Below are 15682 nucleotides of genomic sequence, written 5' to 3'. Positions count from 1 at the left end.
CGCGAAAAATACACGTATCACGGGTTGATGTGGAGCCCGACCTGGCGCATTTCCGACTCGGCTAGGTCGGGCGCCGCGAGCGCCGGGCCATCTCCCTGGGGGTTACGTGAAGCTTACGTCGAAGAGCGTCCTTGCGACGCTGATGCTGTCGTCGTGTCTGACGACAGGCGCCATGGCCCAGACGGTCGGCGCGCCCACTGATCCCAGGACTTATCGGACGCCGGAGTTCTGGACCTCCTGGGGGCTGTGGATGTCCGGCGCCGAATACGCCTACGCCATGGGCGTGGACGGTTCGGGCGTCGAGGTCGGGGTGATCGATTCCGGCGTGGCGACCGATCATTCCGAACTGAAGGGACAGGTTTCGGGCGGCTACGACTATGTCACGCGCTCGCCGGTGATAATTGACAGGACCGGTCACGGGACGGCGGTCGCCTCGATCATCGCGGGCAAACGAGACGGGACCGGCATGCACGGGATGGCCCCCGGCGCGCGGGTCGTCAGCGCCCGGGTCCTGGATGACGACGGGAGCATGGCCTACGACGATCCGATCGTCGGCGAGGCGTGGGGCGCGTTGCTCGATCGTGGCGTCCGTATCCTCAACAACAGCTGGGGAGGCGTGGACGAGGCGATCACCGACTACTCCCTCGCCGATATGGAGGCGCGGGCGCCTAACCTGCTCGCGGCCTCGCGGTCGGCCGTCGAACGTGGCGGGCTGGTCGTCTTCATCACTCATAACTCGGGTCTGTCGCAGCCGGGCCCAGAGGCGGGCCTGCCGCATCTGTTTCCGGAACTTGAGCGTGGCTGGCTGGCGGTGACCGCCGTCGGCTACAGCGGCGATCTGGCCGGTTATGCGAACGCCTGCGGTGTCGCCAAGACCTGGTGCCTGGCGGCCCCTGGCGGCGATTTTGATGCGGACGGTTTTGGAATTTCCGCTGCGATGGCGGGCGGCGGCTATGGCGAAGCCGAGGGAACCTCATTCGCCGCGCCGCACGTCTCCGGCGCGGCTGCGCTGGTCTGGCAGATGTTCCCCAACTTCACCGCCGATCAGGTGCGCCAGACCTTGCTTGGGACGGCGAGCGACCTCGGGGCTCCTGGCGTCGATGATCTCTACGGTTACGGCCTGCTCGATGCCGGCAAGGCGGTGGTGGGTCCGGGCCGCTTCGACTGGGGCGACTTCCACGTGGTCCAGCCGACCGGAACGAGCGTTTGGTACAACGACATCTCCGGCGCGGGCGGGCTGATCAAGTCGGGGAGCGGGACGCTCGTCCTCAATGGCGACAACACCTATTCCGGTGTGACCTGGGTGGACGAGGGCCTGCTGGCGGTGATGGGCTCCATCATCTCGCCGACCTTCGTTGGCTATGACGGGGTGCTCGCCGGACGCGGCGTCGTGCGCGGCGCAGTTTGGAACGAAGGCTATATCGCTCCCGGCAACTCGTCATTGGCGGGGACCCTGACCATCGACGGCGATTTTGTGAACACCAAGACGGGCTTGATCATCGGCCAGATTGCGCCGGAGGGCCTGACCAATCAGCTTGCGATCACCGGCGCCGCCGATCTGGAAGGCGGGGCGGTCAGCGTACTGATCACGCCGGGCCTCTACAGGACCTCCTTCACCCAGGCCCTGCTCACCGCGGGGCAGGGTGTCACGGGCCGGTTCGAGGCGCTGCTCACCGACGACTACGCCTTCCTCAAGCCGTCGCTCAGCTATGACGTCGGCGCGGTCTATCTGACCCTGACCCGGCTGCGGTTCGACGACCGCTCGGTCTGCATAGGCGCCAACGCCTGCGCGGTCGGCGGCGCCCTGGAGCGTGGCCTGGACAGCGGCGACGCGGGCTTCCTGGGCGGCGCAATGGCCCTCCAGGGTTCGTCGCCCGGCCAGGCGCGCGACTCTCTGGAAAGCCTGTCGGGCGAGCTCCACGCCTCGCTGGCCACCATCGCGCTGACGGGGGGGCTGCCGCTCGATCAGACGCTGTCGGCCCGCCTGGGCGATCTGCGCGCGGATAAGCCTGGCGCCTCGGACGACAACGCCTGGGCGCGGGCCTACGGGCAATGGGGACGGCTGGGCGCCGGTTCGGACACCTCCGGCGCCGACTACCAGACGGGCGGGCTCATTGTCGGACGCGACTGGGAGGTTTCGCCCTCGATGCGGGTCGGCGCCAGCTTCAGCTACAGCGCGACCGACGTCGACTTCGACCGCTTCGGCGGGCGGGGCGAGGTCAAGGCCTATGAGGGCGCGCTCTACGGCGCCTATGTCGGCGGCGCCTTCGCGCTCGACAGCTGGGTGAGCTATGCGCGCCTGACGAACGAGGTCGGCCGCAACCTGGTCATTGGCGACGAGTCGCGGCGCGCTACAGCCGACTATGACGGCGAGCGCATCGGGGTCTTTGCCGAGGCGTCCTACGCCTTCGATCTCGGCGGGGTGACGGCGCGTCCGCTCGCCTCGCTGCGTTATGGCGGCCTGCATCAGGACGCCTTCACGGAGCAGGGCGTCGGCAGCCTTGGTCTCGTCGGCGAGAGGCAGAACCTCGACAGTCTGCAAAGCGGGCTGGGCCTCAGCCTGTCGGCGCCTCTGCCGACGGCAAACACCTCGGGCCTGATCGAAGCGCGCGCCAAGTGGCTGCATGAGTTCCTGGACGACCACGCCGAACTTGACGGCGCCTTCATCGGCGCGCCGGCTGGCGGCTTCGCTTCACGCGGCGCTCAAGTGGGGCGTGACAGCGCGCTGCTCGGCGTCGGGGTGTCGGCCAGGGCTGGTGAGCGCACGGTGTTCTTCGCGAACTACGACGCCAAGCTCAACACCGACGACGCGGCGCATGCCGCCACGCTGGGGCTGCGGATCACCTGGTGACGTGCTGATTGCCGCTCGGAAAGCGTCGCGCCTGACGATATTCAGGCGCGACCCACGGCTGAGCGGATTCGAGACATGACCGTTACGATCTATGGCATCAAAGCCTGTGACACGATGAAGAAGGCCCGCACGTGGTTGGACGACCACGGCGTGGCCTATGAGTTTCACGACTACAAGACCCTCGGCGTCGACCGCGCCCACCTGGAGCGCTGGATCGGCGAGGTGGGCTGGGAAACGGTGCTCAACCGCGCCGGCACGACCTTCCGCAAACTGCCCGACGCCGACAAGACCGGCCTGGACGCGCAGAAGGCCATCGGCCTGATGCTGGCCCAACCGTCGATGATCAAGCGGCCGGTGCTGGAGACCGGCGGGCCTCTGCTGGTCGGCTTCAAGCCGGACGCCTATCGGGCCGCCTTCGCCTGACCTGGGCAGGCCGCCTGAAAATCATGACGAACATTTCATGCAGGTTCATGCATCTGTAGGCGTGGGCTGACGCCTCTTTCCCTACAGAGAACGAGGCTGACTGGCCTGTGTGCATCGGAGATAGGAGAATTAGATGGAAATCCTGGTCCCGCTAGGGTTCTTCGCCATGATCGCCGCGATCGTCATCGTGCCGCGATACCTCAAGAGTCTCGAACGCCAGAGGCTGCAAGAGACCCTGCGCGCCTCCATCGAGAAGGGCGCAGAACTGCCGCCTGAGGTGATCGAAGCCCTGACCAGCGACGTGAAGAAGGCGCCGGCCTCGTCCTATCGTGATCTGCGGGCGGGCGTGATCTGGCTAGGCGTGGCGGTCGCCTTCATCGCGCTGGGTGTCGCGGTGAGTTTCGAAGAGCCCGATGCGCTCTATCCGCTGCTGGGGATCGCGGCGTTCCCAGGCTTCATCGGCCTGGCCTTGATCGCGCTTTCATTCGTCCAGCGCGACCGGCGCTAGCCCCGAAGAGGGATGGGGGAAAGCCCTGATGTCGGGCTCTCAAAACACAAGGCTGGCCAATCTTCACGACGTGGAGCTCGCGACCCTCGCGGCCACGGGAGATCGCTCGGCCTTTGGCGAACTGGTCCGCCGGCATGGCTCGGCGGTGCGCGGTCTGCTGCGCCGGATGGGCGCGCCCGCGGCCGAGGCCGACGATGTCGCCCAGGACGCCTTCCTGATCGCCTTTGAGCGGATCTCCGAGTTCCGGGGGCAGGGGGCTTTTGCAGGCTGGGTGAAGAAGATCTCCGCGCGCCAGTATCTGCGCCGGCTGCAGCGCGAGCGTCGGCTCGCCAGCCTGGCGGTCGAGGCCGAGGACGACGCCCCGGTCGCGTCGTTCCGCGATACGGGGGACAGGATTGATCTGGATGAGGCGCTGCGGTCGCTGGGGCCGGCCGAGCGGGTGTGCGTGTCGATGTGCTACGGCGCGGGCCTTTCGCATGCCGAGGCCGCCGACGCCTTGAATCTGCCGCTTGGAACGGTCAAGTCCCATGTCAAACGTGGTCTGGAGAAGCTCCGAGCGCGACTGGCGCCGGGCGCCGACGCTCTACCGGAAGGGAGGCGTGACAATGGCTGAACTCGAATTTGAACGCCGTCTCGAACGCCTCTTCGCCGAACCGCCGGCCTTCTCCGACGAGAAGGCCTTCGCCGTTTCGGTGGAGCGGAAGCTGAACCGCGGTTGGAATTTGCGTCGCTGGATTATCGGGGCGGCTGGCCTGGTCGGCGGGGTCGTGGGCGCCAGCCAACTGATCATGTCGAACTTCATCCACCAGGTCGAAACCGCCTCCCAAGGCTCGACCCGGTTGATCGAGGCTGGGGTCACGCAGTGGGCGCCGCGGCTGGAAATGCTGTCGGCGCTGCCGGCCGGTTCATCCGTGGTATGGATCGCCGGCGGGATGGCCGTGCTTGCCATCGGCTTCGTAGTGACCCGCGTGTTTGAGGAGTTCTAGCCATGTCGGCTCAGCGTCAGGATACAGTGAAGCGGGTGACCGCGCCGGACATCGCCGCGCGCAAGGGCGGGGTGCCGATCGTGTGCCTGACCGCCTACACCGCGCCGGTCGCTGAGATCCTGGACGAGCATTGCGACCTGCTGCTGGTCGGCGATTCCGTCGGCATGGTCGTTCATGGCCTGCCCAATACGGTCGGCGTGACCATGGAAATGATGATCATGCATGGCCAGGCGGTCATGCGCACGGCCCGCCGGGCGATGGTCGTGGTCGACATGCCGTTCGGTTCCTACGAGGGCTCGCAGGAAGTCGCCTACGCCAACGCCGCGCGCCTGATGAAGGAAACCGGCGCCCAGGCGGTCAAGGTGGAGAGCGGCTCGACCGTGGTCGCCACCATCGACTACCTCGTGAAGCGCGGCATTCCGGTGATGGGCCATGTGGGGCTGCGCCCGCAGGCGGTGCTGGTTGACGGCGGCTTCAAGGCCAAGGGCAAGGGCGGCGAAGAGCGCGCCCAGATCCTGGCCGAGGCGAAGGCTACCGCGGACGCCGGGGCCTTCGCCCTGGTGGTCGAGGGCGTCGCCGAGGGTCTGGCCCGCGAGATCACCCAAGCGGTGTCGGTTCCGACCATCGGGATCGGCGCGTCGGCCGGCTGCGACGGTCAGATCCTGGTCACCGACGACATGCTTGGCCTGTTCGACTGGACGCCGAAGTTCGTCCGCCGCTACGGCGACCTGCGCGGTGAGATCACCAAGGCCGTCGCCGGCTACGCCGACGACGTCCGGGCGCGGAAGTTCCCCGGTCCGGCCGAGATCTACTTCGCCAAGGCGGGCTAGAGCCGCCGAATTCTGGACACGTCGATCGCCGGCTCGAAGAGGATGCGCGGCGAGACGTGCAGCGCGCTGGTCAGGGCGTGAAGCTGTGCGGAGTCGAGCCTGAGGCGGCCGTGCTCGGCCAGGGACAGTTCCGCATGGCCAAGACGCGCCTCGTCCGCGAGGCGTTCCAGGCCAAGGCCGCGGGCTTCGCGGATCGCCCTTATGCGGCGGCCGACGGCTTCAAGGTCCGTATCGACCGCAGGCAGCGAGATGATCATCGCCATCCCTCCCGTCGCACGCGCCAAAGGCGCTGCGAGGGGCAAGGCTATGACGAATGCGACAGGGCGCCAATGAGATTGGGTTTCGCGGCCCGCTGAAAACCTATTCCCCATCAGGGGGATGGCGCTCTAGGTTTGGCCGATGGCCAAGCTAGCTGCAGCGCTCCGTTCCGTCGGCGCGCAATCGACCCTCTGGATCCTGTTCAGCCTGGTGGCTGGGCTCTGCGTGGGCGCGACCCTCGCCGAAACCGCTTATCTGAACCACGCCCTGGCCGTGGCCGATCCCATTGGAGGGATGTGGCTGGACGCCTTGCGCATGACCATCGTGCCGCTGGTGTTCTCGTTGTTGGTCGTTGGGGTGTCCTCGGCGGCGGGGACCGCCGCAGCGGGCGGGGCGGCGGCGCGGGCGCTGGGCCTCTTCGCGCTCCTGCTCGCTGGATCGGCGACGTTCGCCGCGCTCGGCGTCACCGGCGTGCTGGCGGCTTGGCCGGCGCCGGTCGAGGCGGTGGCCGGACTGCGCGACGCCGCGGGCCATTCGACGACGAAGGTGCCGGACTTCCCAACCATGGGCGTCTGGCTGCGGGCCTTCATCCCCACCAATCCGATCCAGGCGGCTGCGGAGACCAGCATGGCGCCGCTGGTGGTGTTCGCGCTGCTGTTCGGCCTGGCCGTCACTCGCATCAAGCCCGAGCTTAAGGCAGGGCTGCTTCAGGTGTTTGAAGCCGTGGTCGAGGCCATGCTGGTGCTGGTCCAGTGGGTGCTGCTGGTCGCGCCGATCGGGGTGTTCGCCCTGGCGCTGGTGGTCGGGGCCAAGGCAGGGTTCGGGGCGGCGGGCGCGCTTGGCCACTACATCCTGCTGCTGTCGGGCGTATGCATCTCGGTCGCCCTGCTGTCCTACCTGATCGCGCTGCTGGCCGGCACGCCGCTGGTCGCCTTCGCCCGCGCCGTGGCGCCGGCCCAGGCGGTGGCCTTCTCGACCCAGTCGTCGATCGCCTCGCTGCCGGCGATGATCGCCGGGGCCCGGCAACTGCGGGTGCCGGAACACATCACCGGCGTGGTGCTGCCGCTGGCGGTCTCGCTCTTTCGGATTTCCAGCCCGGCCGCCAATCTGAGCGTGGCCATCTACTGCGCCCACGTTTACGGCGTGCCGCTGAATTTCGCGCTGTTGGTCGCCGGCGTCGGCGTGGCCTCGGTGATCAGCCTGGCCTCGGTCGGCCTGCCGGGGCAGATCACCTTCTTCACCACCACCGGCCCGATCTGCCTGATCATGGGCGTGCCGTTGGAGCTACTGCCGATTCTCTTGGCCGTGGAGACGATTCCCGACATCTTCCGGACCGTGGCCAACGTGACCGCCGACGTGGCCGTCACCTGCCTGGCCAAGGGCGCAGCGGACACGGACGAATGACGACGCCGCTCGCCTCGGGCCGAGGACGTCGCCGCAAGGGCGATGGCCCTGATCTGCGCGGCGTGATCCTGAACGCCGCTGAATTGCTGTTCGCCGGACACGGGTTCTATGGCGTCACGACCCGGCAGGTGGCCGCTGAGGCCGGTGTCGACACCGCCCTGATCCACTACTACTTCGGAACTAAGCGCGACCTGTTCGACGCGGTCTTCGCGCGCCGGGCCGAGATCCTGAACACCGAACGCTTGCAAGCCTTGGCCGCCTATGAGGCGCGTCATCACGCGGCCATGACCACCAGGGGCGTGATGGAGGCCTTCATCGGCCCGCTCATCGAGCGCTCGCTGACCGGCGAGGCCGGATGGAAGAACTATTTCCGCCTGGTGGCCCTGGTGAACAACACCCCGGCATGGGGCGGGGAGACGATGAATCGGTTCTTCGATCCCGTCGTCCACGAGCTCATCGCCACCTTGAAGCGCGCGATGCCGCAGGCCGAGCTTCGCGACCTCTACTGGGGCTATCAGTTCCTCACCGGCTCGATGATGCTGGCCCTGTCGGAGACCGGGCGAATCGATCAGCTTTCTGGAGGGCTTTGCCGCTCCACCGACCTGGAAGCGGTGCGATCGCGGCTGTTCGACTATTGCGCGGCCGGCTTTGAGGCCATCGTTCAACCAAGGGCGTAAGGCGCGAGCGATAGGATTGACCGGGAGCGTTGCAGCCAAGGCTCCGCCGCTATAGGTTCCGCCGCTCTGAACCCCAACGCCCATTCGCGCGGAGTCCCTTTACGTGGTTGATGTCTTTGAAGAGGTCGAGGAGCAGCTCCGCTCCGACCGCTACAAGGCGCTTGCGCTGAAAGTCCTGCCGGTGGTCGGCGGTCTTCTGGTCGTGGCCCTGGTGATCGCGCTGGCCGTCTGGGGTTACCAGCATTTCCGCAATCAGGCGGCGGCGCAGGCGTCCGAGCAGTACGCCCAGGCCATCGACGCCTTCAATTCCGGCCGTCGCGACGAGGCGATCCGGCTGTGGGGCGAGGTCGGGAAGGGCTCTTCCAAGGCTTACAAGGCCCTGGCTCTGCAGCACCTTGGCGGCCTGAAGCTGGCCGACAACAAGACCGCCGAAGCGGTGAAGCTGTTCGACGAGGCCGCCGAGGCCGCGCCGAACAACGTCATCGGCGACGCCGCCCGCCTCAAATCCGCCTTCGCCCTGCTGGACACGGCTCCTTACAAGGACATGGAGGCGCGTCTGACGCCGCTTACGCAAGAAGGCCGCCCCTATCGCGCCGAAGCTCGTGAGGCTCTCGCCTTCTCGAAGCTGATGGCTGGCGATCTGGCTGGCGCGCGTAGCGACTTCAGCGTCATCACGCTGATGGCCGACGCCGGTGAAGCCTCGCGCCAACGCGCGCAGGCCGCTCTGGCTCTGATCGACTCAGGCTCGGCCAAGGCCGTCCCTGCCGCCGTGAAGGGCGCCCTGGCCTTGCCGCCGCCGGTTCAATTGCCGCCCGGAGCCGTTCCGCCCGGCATGACCCCATCCGCCCCGCCTGCGCAGCAACAGCCAGCCCCCGGACCCCAATGACGCCGATGCGCCGTAACAGCCTGCTTGCTCTCCTTCTCACGGCCAGCGTGGCCGTGAGCGGTTGCTCGACGATCGGCAAGCTGAACCCCTTCAACAAGGGCGATGATGGTCCGCAGGAAACCGCTGCCGAGGGCGAACGTATCGCCATCGTGGCGGCCGACCAGACGCTGGAAGTGGCCGAAGCCCTGAAGGGCGGCGACTTCTTCCTGCCGACCCCCGAAACCAACAGCAGCTGGGCGCTGCCCGGCGGCACGCCGGAGCAAGCTGCCGGCCATCCTGAAGCCGGCGGCTCGTTGTCGGTGGCCTGGAAGCGCAGCTTCGGCCAGGGCTCGGGCCGTGGCGCGCATGTCACCGCCCCGCCGGTCGCGGCCAACGGCAAGATCTATGTCATGGACGGCGAGGCTAGCGTCTCGGCGCTCGACGCGCAGTCCGGCTCGCAAATCTGGAAGGTGAACCTGCGTCCCGACTCGCGTCGCGACAAGGAAGCCTTCGGCGGCGGCTTGGCCGTGGTCGACGGCAAGCTCTACGTCACCTCCGGTTATCGCTTCGCCGCCCAGCTGAACGCCGACACCGGCGCGGTTCTGTGGCGGACCACCACCGAGCAGCCGCTGCACGCGGCGCCGACCGTCTCCGGCGGCCGGGTCTTCGTGGTCGCCGTCGACAACACCCTGCTGACCTTCGACACCGCCACCGGCGCGGCCGGGTGGAACTATCAGGCGCTGTCGGAATCGGCCCGTATCCTGGCGGCCTCCAGCCCGGCGGTGTCGGGCGACACCGTGGTGGCGTCGTTCGGCTCGGGCGAACTGGTCGCCCTGCGCGCGGCCAACGGCAACGACCTGTGGAACGAGGCGCTCAGCCGCGCCAACCGCAACAACGCCCTGTCCGAAATTCGCGACATTCCCGGCCGTCCGGTGATCTACCAAGGCGACGTGTTCGCGGTGAGCCATTCGGGCGTCTTCGCGGCCACCGACCTGCGCACCGGTCAGGCGCGCTGGAGCCTGCCCGTCACCGGCATCACCACGCCCTGGCCGGCCGGCGACGTCGTCTATGTCGTCTCCAAGTCCGGCGAAGTGATCTGCGTCGCCCGCGAGAGCGGCCAGATCTACTGGATCCAGGATCTCGGCAAGAGCCGTGAGAAGCGCGCTGGCGGCTTCATGGGCGTCGGCAAGAAGAACTTCACCACCCGGCCGATCTGGTCGAGCCCGCTCCTGGCGTCGAGCCGCATCATCGTGGCGGGGCAGTCCGGCGAGCTGGTTGCGATGAATGCGAAGACCGGGGAAGTCGAAAAGACTGTGAATCTCGGCTCGCCGACGCTAATCGGTCCGATTGCGGTCAATGGGACCATCTATGTCGTGACGGATGAGGCTCAACTCATCGCGCTGCGCTAAAATCGGATAGAGCGTGACGCCATGCCCATGCGGCTAGCTATTGTAGGGCGTCCGAATGTCGGGAAGTCGACGCTGTTCAACCGACTGGCGGGCCGCAAGCTCGCCATCGTCGACGACCAGCCCGGCGTCACCCGTGACCGGCGCTTCGGCACCGGTCGAATCGGCGACCTGGACCTAGAACTGATCGACACCGCCGGCTTCGAGGACGTCACCGACGACAGCCTCGAATCCCGCATGCGTCAGCAGACGATTCTGGCCATCGAAGAGGCCGACGTCGCCCTGTTCGTGGTCGACGCCCGTGACGGCGTGACGCCGATGGACGAGGTGTTCGCCGAGATCCTGCGCCGGCACGACAAGCCGGTGATCCTTGCGGCCAACAAGGCCGAGAGCAAGGCCAGCGACGTGGGCGTCAACGAGGCCTTCGGCCTTGGGCTGGGCGAACCGATCGCCATCTCCGCCGAGCACGGCGAGGGCATGGCCGACCTCTATCAGGCGCTGCTCGCCGTCTGGCCCGAGATCGACGACGAAGCCGAGGACGAGGGCGAAAAGCCTATCCGTATCGCCATTGTCGGCCGCCCGAACGCCGGCAAGTCGACCCTGGTCAACAAGCTGATCGGCGAGGACCGGCTGCTGACCGGCCCCGAGGCCGGCATCACCCGCGACGCCATTCCGGTCGACTGGACCTGGGACGACCGCGCCGTGCGGCTGGTCGACACCGCCGGTCTGCGTCGCAAGGCCAAGGTCCAGGAAAAGCTGGAGAAGCTCTCCACCGGCGACACCATCCGGGCGATCACCTTCGCCGAGATCGTGATCCTGGTGATGGACGCCACCCATCCGTTCGAGATCCAGGACCTGCAGATCGCCGACCTAGTCGAGCGTGAGGGCCGCGGTCTGGTGTTCTGCCTGGCCAAGTGGGACCTGATCGAAGATCAGGGCGCGACCTTGAAGGAGATCACCGAGGAGGCCGGCCGACTGCTGCCGCAGCTTCGGGGTTCGCCGGTCATCGCGCTGTCGGCCGAGACCGGTCGTCACCTCGACCGACTGATGCCGGCGGTGTTCAAGGTCCACAACGACTGGTCGACCAAGGTGAAGACCCGCGACCTGAACGACTGGCTGAAGATGGCGCTGGAACGTCACCCGCCGCCCGCCGTCAGCGGTCGTCGCGTGAAGCCGAAATATATGGCCCAGACCAAGGCGCGTCCGCCGACCTTCGTGATGTTCGCCAGCCGGGCCGACCAGTTGCCGGACCACTATCGCCGCTATCTGATCAACTCGCTGCGCGAGAGCTTCGAGATGCCGGGCGTGCCGATGCGGCTGACCGTCAAGTCGACCAAGAACCCCTATGCCGAGGGCGAGGAAAAGGGCGGGCCTGCGCCGCGTTCGCGGGTCCCGAATTTCGCGCCCAAGCTGGGTAAGAAGGTCGTCGAGCCGAAGGGCGTCGCTCGTACGCGCCTGGGCATGGCGCCTCTCGCCGACCCCGTCGTCGAGGCCGTCGAGAAGGTCAAGGCCAAGCCGAAACCGAAGGTGAAGCCGCGGAGCAAGCTGCTCTCGCCCGGCAAGCACAAGGTGGGCGCGGGCCCCACGCCGAAGGGCCGCGCGCAGAAGCTCAATCGCCCCGGCGTTAAGCCGAAGCGAGCTTCCCGGCCGCTTTCCAATCGGAAAAACGGACGTTGACCTTGGGCAGGCCCAGGTCCGCCTGAGCCAGCTCGACGATCAGCGGGCCGATTTCCGAGGGATGGGGCAGGGTCATCGGATCCTCGCCCGGCATGGCCTCCGCGCGCATCTTGGTCCGCATCGTGCCCGGATCGACCAGGGTCGCGCGGATGCTGGTGTTTTCCAGTTCGTCGGCCCAGGTGCGGACCAGATGCTCCAGGGCGGCCTTTGACGCGCCATAGGCGCCCCAGAACGCCTTCGGACGCTCGACCCGGCCCGACGTGAAGAAGATGCCGCGCCCGGCGGTGGACTCGCGCAGCAGGCGCTCGGTCGAACGGATCAGGCGATAGCTCGACGTGACATTGGTGGCGAACACCTTGTCCCATGTGCCCGGATCAAGGTGCGAGACCGGCGTCAGGCCGCCAAGGATCCCCGCGGCGTGGACCAGGATGTCCAGGCGCTGGAAGCGCTGGTGGATGGCCAGGCCCAGGGCGTCGATGTCATTGCCCTTGGTCAGGTCCAGCGGCACCAGGGTGGCCGACTTGCCGGTGGCGGTCTTGATCTCGTCGTCGAGCTCTTCCAGCGCGCCTTGATTGCGGCCGGTGGCGACGACGTGGGCGCCGGCCTGCGCGAGCGCCAGGGCGCAGGCGTGGCCGATGCCGCGGGTTGCACCGGTGACCAGGGCGATGCGGCCGTCGAGGGGGAGGGACTCAGTCATGACTTTGCTCTTGAGGCGGGCGTTTGGCGTAGCGCTGCGCCAGAGCGGCGCAGACCATGAGTTGAAACTGGTGATAGAGCATCACCGGCAGAAGCACGAACCCAACCGTCGCGGCGGGGAACAGCACGCCGGCCATCGGCACGCCGGCGGCGAGGCTCTTGTTGCAGCCGGCGAAGGCGATGGCGATTTCGTCCTCGGTCGAGAAGCCGCGGGTCCGGGCGATCCAGATCATGAAGCCGAGCGACATCGCCAGCAGCAGCAGGCAGATGACGACGATGCGCCCCAGGTCCCAGGCCGAGACCTGGCTCCAGATACCCGCCACGACCGCGCCGGAGAAGGCGTTGTAGACCACCAGCAGGATGGAGCCGCGGTCGGTCAGTCCCAGGGGTTTGGCGTATTTCTGGATCCAGCCGCCGATCCAGCGGCGAAGCACCTGACCGGCGATGAACGGGACCAGCAGTTGCAGCAGGATCGCCTCCAGCGACGACTGCGAGAAGCCGCCGCCTTCCGTGCCGAGCAGTAGGCCGACGAGCAGCGGCGTCAGGAACATGCCCAGCAGGTTGGAGACCGAGGCGCCGCAGACCGCCGCGGGCACGCTGCCCCGTCCGATGGCCGTGAAGCTGATGGCGGACTGGATCGTCGAGGGGAGGCAGGCGAGATAGATCAATCCCGGCGCCAGCGCCGCCGGTACGACCCAGCCGGGCAGCGAAGCCGCGCCGAGCCCGATGATCGGCCAGAGGACAAAGGTGGTGGCGAGCACCAGGCCGTGCAGTCGCCAGTGCATCAGACCCTTGAGCACGGCGTCGGGGCTGAGCTTGGCGCCGTGCAGGAAGAAGACCAGCGCGATGCTGACCTTCGTCAGGGTCGAGACGACATGAGCAGCCTCGCCTCGCGCCGGCAGGATGGAGGCGAGAACCACCATCCCGACGATCGCGGCGATGTACCAATCGAGGCCTAGCTTCTTGAGCCAGGCCGCCGCCCTTGAACTCACGCGTCGACCAGGAACGACAGCTGGCGGTCGGCGCCGTCGTTGCGGCCTTCGGCGATCTCACGGTCGAGCAAGCGGGTCGGATAGTCGCCGGTGAAATAGTGGTCGGTGAACTGCGGATTGACCGGGTCACGGGGCTCGGACTGCATGGCCGAATAGAGGCCCTCGACCGACAGGTAGCCCATCGAGTCGACGTCGAGGATCTTGGCGATCTCTTCGACCGACTTGTTGGCGGCCAGCAGGTGTTCGCGATCGGGCATGTCGATGCCGTAGTAATCGGGCCACATGATCGGCGGCGAGGCCGAGCGCAGGTGCACCTCGGCGGCGCCGGCCTCACGGACCATACGAACGACGCGGACGGAGTTGGTGCCGCGCACGATCGAGTCGTCGATCAGCATCACCCGCTTGCCGGCCAGCACGTTGCGGTTCGGCGAGAGTTTCATGCGCACGCCCAGTTCGCGGGCGCCCTGGGTCGGCTGGATGAAGGTCCGGCCGACATAGTGATTGCGGATGATGCCCATCTCGAAGGGCACGCCGGTTTCCTGCGAGTAGCCCAGCGCGGCGGGCACGCCGGAGTCGGGCACCGGCACGACCACGTCCACCGGCACGTGGCTTTCCTGCGCCAGGCGACGGCCCATGCGCTTGCGCACGTCATAGACCGAGCGGCCGTTCACGACCGAGTCTGGGCGGGCGAAGTAGACGTATTCAAAGATGCAGGGGCGGGCGCGAGCGGCCGGGAAGGGCTTGAGGCTACGAATACCCTTCTCGTCGATCACGACCATCTCGCCATGCTCGACGTCGCGGACGAACTTGGCGCCGATCATGTCGAGCGCGCAGGTCTCGGAGGCCAGGACCGCCTTGCCGTCGAGGTCGCCCAGCACCAACGGGCGGATGCCCAGCGGATCGCGGACGCCGATCAGCTTCTTGTTGGTCAGGGCGACCAGGGCGTAGCCGCCCTCGATCTTGGACAGGGCGTCGATGAAGCGGTCGACGAACTTGGCCTTCCGCGAGCGAGCCAGTAGGTGGAGGATCACCTCGGAGTCGGAGGTCGACTGGAAGATGGCGCCTTCGGCGACCAGCTGCTCGCGCAGGGTCAGGAAGTTGGTGAGGTTGCCGTTGTGGGCCAGGGCGACGCCGCCGGCTTCAAGATCGGCGAACATCGGCTGGACGTTGCGGATGAAACTGCCGCCGGCCGTCGAATAGCGCGTGTGACCGATGGCCGAATGGCCGGGCAGGCGGTCGACCAGGTCGGAGCCCGCGAAGGCGTCGCCGACATGGCCCATGTGACGTTCGGTGTGGAAGCGCTGACCGTCGAAGACCGCGATGCCGCAGGCCTCCTGGCCGCGGTGCTGCAGGGCGTGCAGGCCAAGGGCCGTAATCGCCGCTGCGGCGGCCGTATTGTAGACGCCGAACACGCCGCACTCGAGGCGGGGGGTGTCGTCGTCAGGATCCCGGAAGGTCGGCTCGCGCCATCGATCTTGATCCTGAGTCATCGGGATTTCTCCACCAGATCGTCTAGCCCGCGTCGTTCGCGGGGGTCATAGCCTTGAGCGTCGCGAGAGTCACGTTGATCGGTCGCTGAACCGTCACGGACAGCGTCCTCGAGGGACGGAGCCAGCTTGTCGGCCATATCTAAACCCTTGGGCGCGAAGGCTTTTAGGACTTCTCCAGAGGCTTTCGTCAGGGGGTAAAACGCCGCACCCGTCATCCACTTCGGCACCCGGTCGGGCGGGGTGGCGGCGTTGAAGGCCAGATGGAAGGCTCCCAGCACCACCAGGGCGCGCAGAAGTCCGAATCCCAAGCCCACCGTGCGGTCGAGAACGCCCAGCACCTGGGTCTTTTGAATCCCCCTGGCCAGGCCGCCGCCAGTGATCCGCAGCGCCGCGTAGACCAGGACGAAAACAACGAGGCCGGCTAGCACCGTCCCACCCCAATCGGGGTCGATCGCCTCGCGTCCGATAGGACCGGTCCAGCGCAGGCCGTAGATCGCGACGATCGCCGCCAGGCCGAAAGACAGGGCGCGGACCATCTCGCGCGTCGCGCCGCTGACAAAGCCGAACACGGCCGAAACCAGCAGGACCGCGAGCACGACGATATCGAACCAGGGCAAAC

General features: G+C 67.3%; 16 protein-coding genes. 11 read left to right on the top strand and 5 right to left on the bottom strand.

The annotated features are described in order from the left end of the window. The first annotated feature begins 106 nt into the window (after positions 1-106). The 6 genes from ASE02_RS20195 to panB all read left to right on the top strand — a co-directional run bounded on the left by ASE02_RS20195 (position 107) and on the right by panB (position 5598). Entirely contained in the window at positions 107-2851 is a 2745-nt protein-coding gene (locus ASE02_RS20195) for an autotransporter domain-containing protein (protein WP_156406157.1), read from the top strand. A 75-nt stretch (positions 2852-2926) separates the two neighbouring features. Beyond that, a complete protein-coding gene (locus ASE02_RS20190; protein WP_056736807.1) occupies positions 2927-3274 on the top strand; it encodes an ArsC family reductase in 348 nt (115 codons plus the stop codon). 133 nt (positions 3275-3407) lie between these two features. Next, entirely contained in the window at positions 3408-3782 is a 375-nt protein-coding gene (locus ASE02_RS20185; RefSeq protein ID WP_056736805.1) for a DUF6249 domain-containing protein, read from the top strand. Between the two features lie 28 nt (positions 3783-3810). Next, the gene (locus tag ASE02_RS20180; RefSeq protein ID WP_056736804.1) at positions 3811-4395 is read left to right on the top strand and encodes an RNA polymerase sigma factor; all 585 of its coding nucleotides are present in this window, start codon (positions 3811-3813) and stop codon (positions 4393-4395) included. Beyond that, a complete protein-coding gene (locus tag ASE02_RS20175; RefSeq protein ID WP_056736802.1) occupies positions 4388-4768 on the top strand; it encodes a hypothetical protein in 381 nt (126 codons plus the stop codon). The genes ASE02_RS20180 and ASE02_RS20175 overlap by 8 nt, the downstream gene beginning before the upstream one ends. Positions 4769-4770: 2 nt before the next feature. Continuing rightward, complete coding sequence (panB, locus tag ASE02_RS20170) at positions 4771-5598, top strand: 3-methyl-2-oxobutanoate hydroxymethyltransferase (RefSeq protein ID WP_056736799.1); 828 nt, start codon at positions 4771-4773, stop codon at positions 5596-5598. On the opposite strand, the gene ASE02_RS20165 is transcribed toward panB, so the two are convergent. Continuing rightward, positions 5595-5861 (bottom strand): helix-turn-helix domain-containing protein, encoded by a 267-nt coding sequence (locus ASE02_RS20165; RefSeq protein WP_056736797.1) that lies wholly within the window; start codon positions 5859-5861, stop codon positions 5595-5597. The two genes, panB and ASE02_RS20165, sit on opposite strands and share 4 nt — an antisense overlap. A 136-nt stretch (positions 5862-5997) precedes the next feature. Between ASE02_RS20165 and ASE02_RS20160 the strand changes: the two genes are divergently transcribed. The 5 genes from ASE02_RS20160 (at position 5998) to der (ending at position 11885) form a co-directional block, all read left to right on the top strand. Beyond that, positions 5998-7260 (top strand): dicarboxylate/amino acid:cation symporter, encoded by a 1263-nt coding sequence (locus ASE02_RS20160; RefSeq protein ID WP_056736795.1) that lies wholly within the window; start codon positions 5998-6000, stop codon positions 7258-7260. Next, a complete protein-coding gene (locus ASE02_RS20155; protein WP_056736794.1) occupies positions 7257-7937 on the top strand; it encodes a TetR/AcrR family transcriptional regulator in 681 nt (226 codons plus the stop codon). The genes ASE02_RS20160 and ASE02_RS20155 overlap by 4 nt, the downstream gene beginning before the upstream one ends. Positions 7938-8040: 103 nt before the next feature. Next, positions 8041-8823, top strand: a complete 783-nt coding sequence (locus ASE02_RS20150) for a tetratricopeptide repeat protein (protein WP_056736791.1) — start codon at positions 8041-8043, stop codon at positions 8821-8823. After that, positions 8820-10211 carry a PQQ-like beta-propeller repeat protein gene (locus ASE02_RS20145; RefSeq protein ID WP_056736789.1) on the top strand — a complete coding sequence of 464 codons (1392 nt, stop codon included), beginning with the start codon at positions 8820-8822 and terminating at the stop codon, positions 10209-10211. Before ASE02_RS20150 ends, ASE02_RS20145 begins: the two co-directional genes overlap by 4 nt. A 21-nt stretch (positions 10212-10232) precedes the next feature. Then, entirely contained in the window at positions 10233-11885 is a 1653-nt protein-coding gene (der, locus tag ASE02_RS20140; RefSeq protein WP_056736787.1) for a ribosome biogenesis GTPase Der, read from the top strand. Here the strand turns inward: der and ASE02_RS20135 are convergent. From ASE02_RS20135 to ASE02_RS20120, 4 genes are read right to left on the bottom strand one after another with little or no spacing between them, the layout of a single operon-like run. Continuing rightward, positions 11833-12582, bottom strand: coding sequence for an SDR family NAD(P)-dependent oxidoreductase (locus ASE02_RS20135; protein WP_056736785.1), 750 nt, complete (start codon positions 12580-12582; stop codon positions 11833-11835). The genes der and ASE02_RS20135 overlap by 53 nt on opposite strands. Further along, on the bottom strand, positions 12575-13573 hold the full coding sequence (locus ASE02_RS20130; RefSeq protein WP_056736783.1) for a bile acid:sodium symporter family protein: 999 nt from the start codon (positions 13571-13573) through the stop codon (positions 12575-12577). Before ASE02_RS20130 ends, ASE02_RS20135 begins: the two co-directional genes overlap by 8 nt. Next, positions 13570-15063 (bottom strand): amidophosphoribosyltransferase, encoded by a 1494-nt coding sequence (purF, locus tag ASE02_RS20125; protein WP_056736781.1) that lies wholly within the window; start codon positions 15061-15063, stop codon positions 13570-13572. Before purF ends, ASE02_RS20130 begins: the two co-directional genes overlap by 4 nt. Beyond that, positions 15060-15680, bottom strand: a complete 621-nt coding sequence (locus ASE02_RS20120; RefSeq protein ID WP_156406155.1) for a CvpA family protein — start codon at positions 15678-15680, stop codon at positions 15060-15062. The genes purF and ASE02_RS20120 overlap by 4 nt, the downstream gene beginning before the upstream one ends. Between the last annotated feature and the right edge of the window lie 2 nt (positions 15681-15682).

The sequence above is a fragment of the Phenylobacterium sp. Root700 genome, assembly GCF_001429025.1.
Lineage (GTDB): Bacteria > Pseudomonadota > Alphaproteobacteria > Caulobacterales > Caulobacteraceae > Phenylobacterium.
Note: the sequence above shows the minus strand (reverse complement) of the source record. Positions and strands in the feature narration are given on the sequence as shown.

Coding starts and splice junctions, on each gene's coding strand:
- ASE02_RS20190 (WP_056736807.1), top strand. CDS start 2,927: ATGACCGTTACGATCTATGGCATCAAAGCCTGTGACACGATGAAGAAG.
- ASE02_RS20185 (WP_056736805.1), top strand. CDS start 3,408: ATGGAAATCCTGGTCCCGCTAGGGTTCTTCGCCATGATCGCCGCGATC.
- ASE02_RS20180 (WP_056736804.1), top strand. CDS start 3,811: ATGTCGGGCTCTCAAAACACAAGGCTGGCCAATCTTCACGACGTGGAG.
- ASE02_RS20175 (WP_056736802.1), top strand. CDS start 4,388: ATGGCTGAACTCGAATTTGAACGCCGTCTCGAACGCCTCTTCGCCGAA.
- panB (WP_056736799.1), top strand. CDS start 4,771: ATGTCGGCTCAGCGTCAGGATACAGTGAAGCGGGTGACCGCGCCGGAC.
- ASE02_RS20165 (WP_056736797.1), bottom strand. CDS start 5,861: ATGGCGATGATCATCTCGCTGCCTGCGGTCGATACGGACCTTGAAGCC.
- ASE02_RS20160 (WP_056736795.1), top strand. CDS start 5,998: ATGGCCAAGCTAGCTGCAGCGCTCCGTTCCGTCGGCGCGCAATCGACC.
- ASE02_RS20155 (WP_056736794.1), top strand. CDS start 7,257: ATGACGACGCCGCTCGCCTCGGGCCGAGGACGTCGCCGCAAGGGCGAT.
- ASE02_RS20145 (WP_056736789.1), top strand. CDS start 8,820: ATGACGCCGATGCGCCGTAACAGCCTGCTTGCTCTCCTTCTCACGGCC.
- der (WP_056736787.1), top strand. CDS start 10,233: ATGCCCATGCGGCTAGCTATTGTAGGGCGTCCGAATGTCGGGAAGTCG.
- ASE02_RS20135 (WP_056736785.1), bottom strand. CDS start 12,582: ATGACTGAGTCCCTCCCCCTCGACGGCCGCATCGCCCTGGTCACCGGT.
- purF (WP_056736781.1), bottom strand. CDS start 15,063: ATGACTCAGGATCAAGATCGATGGCGCGAGCCGACCTTCCGGGATCCT.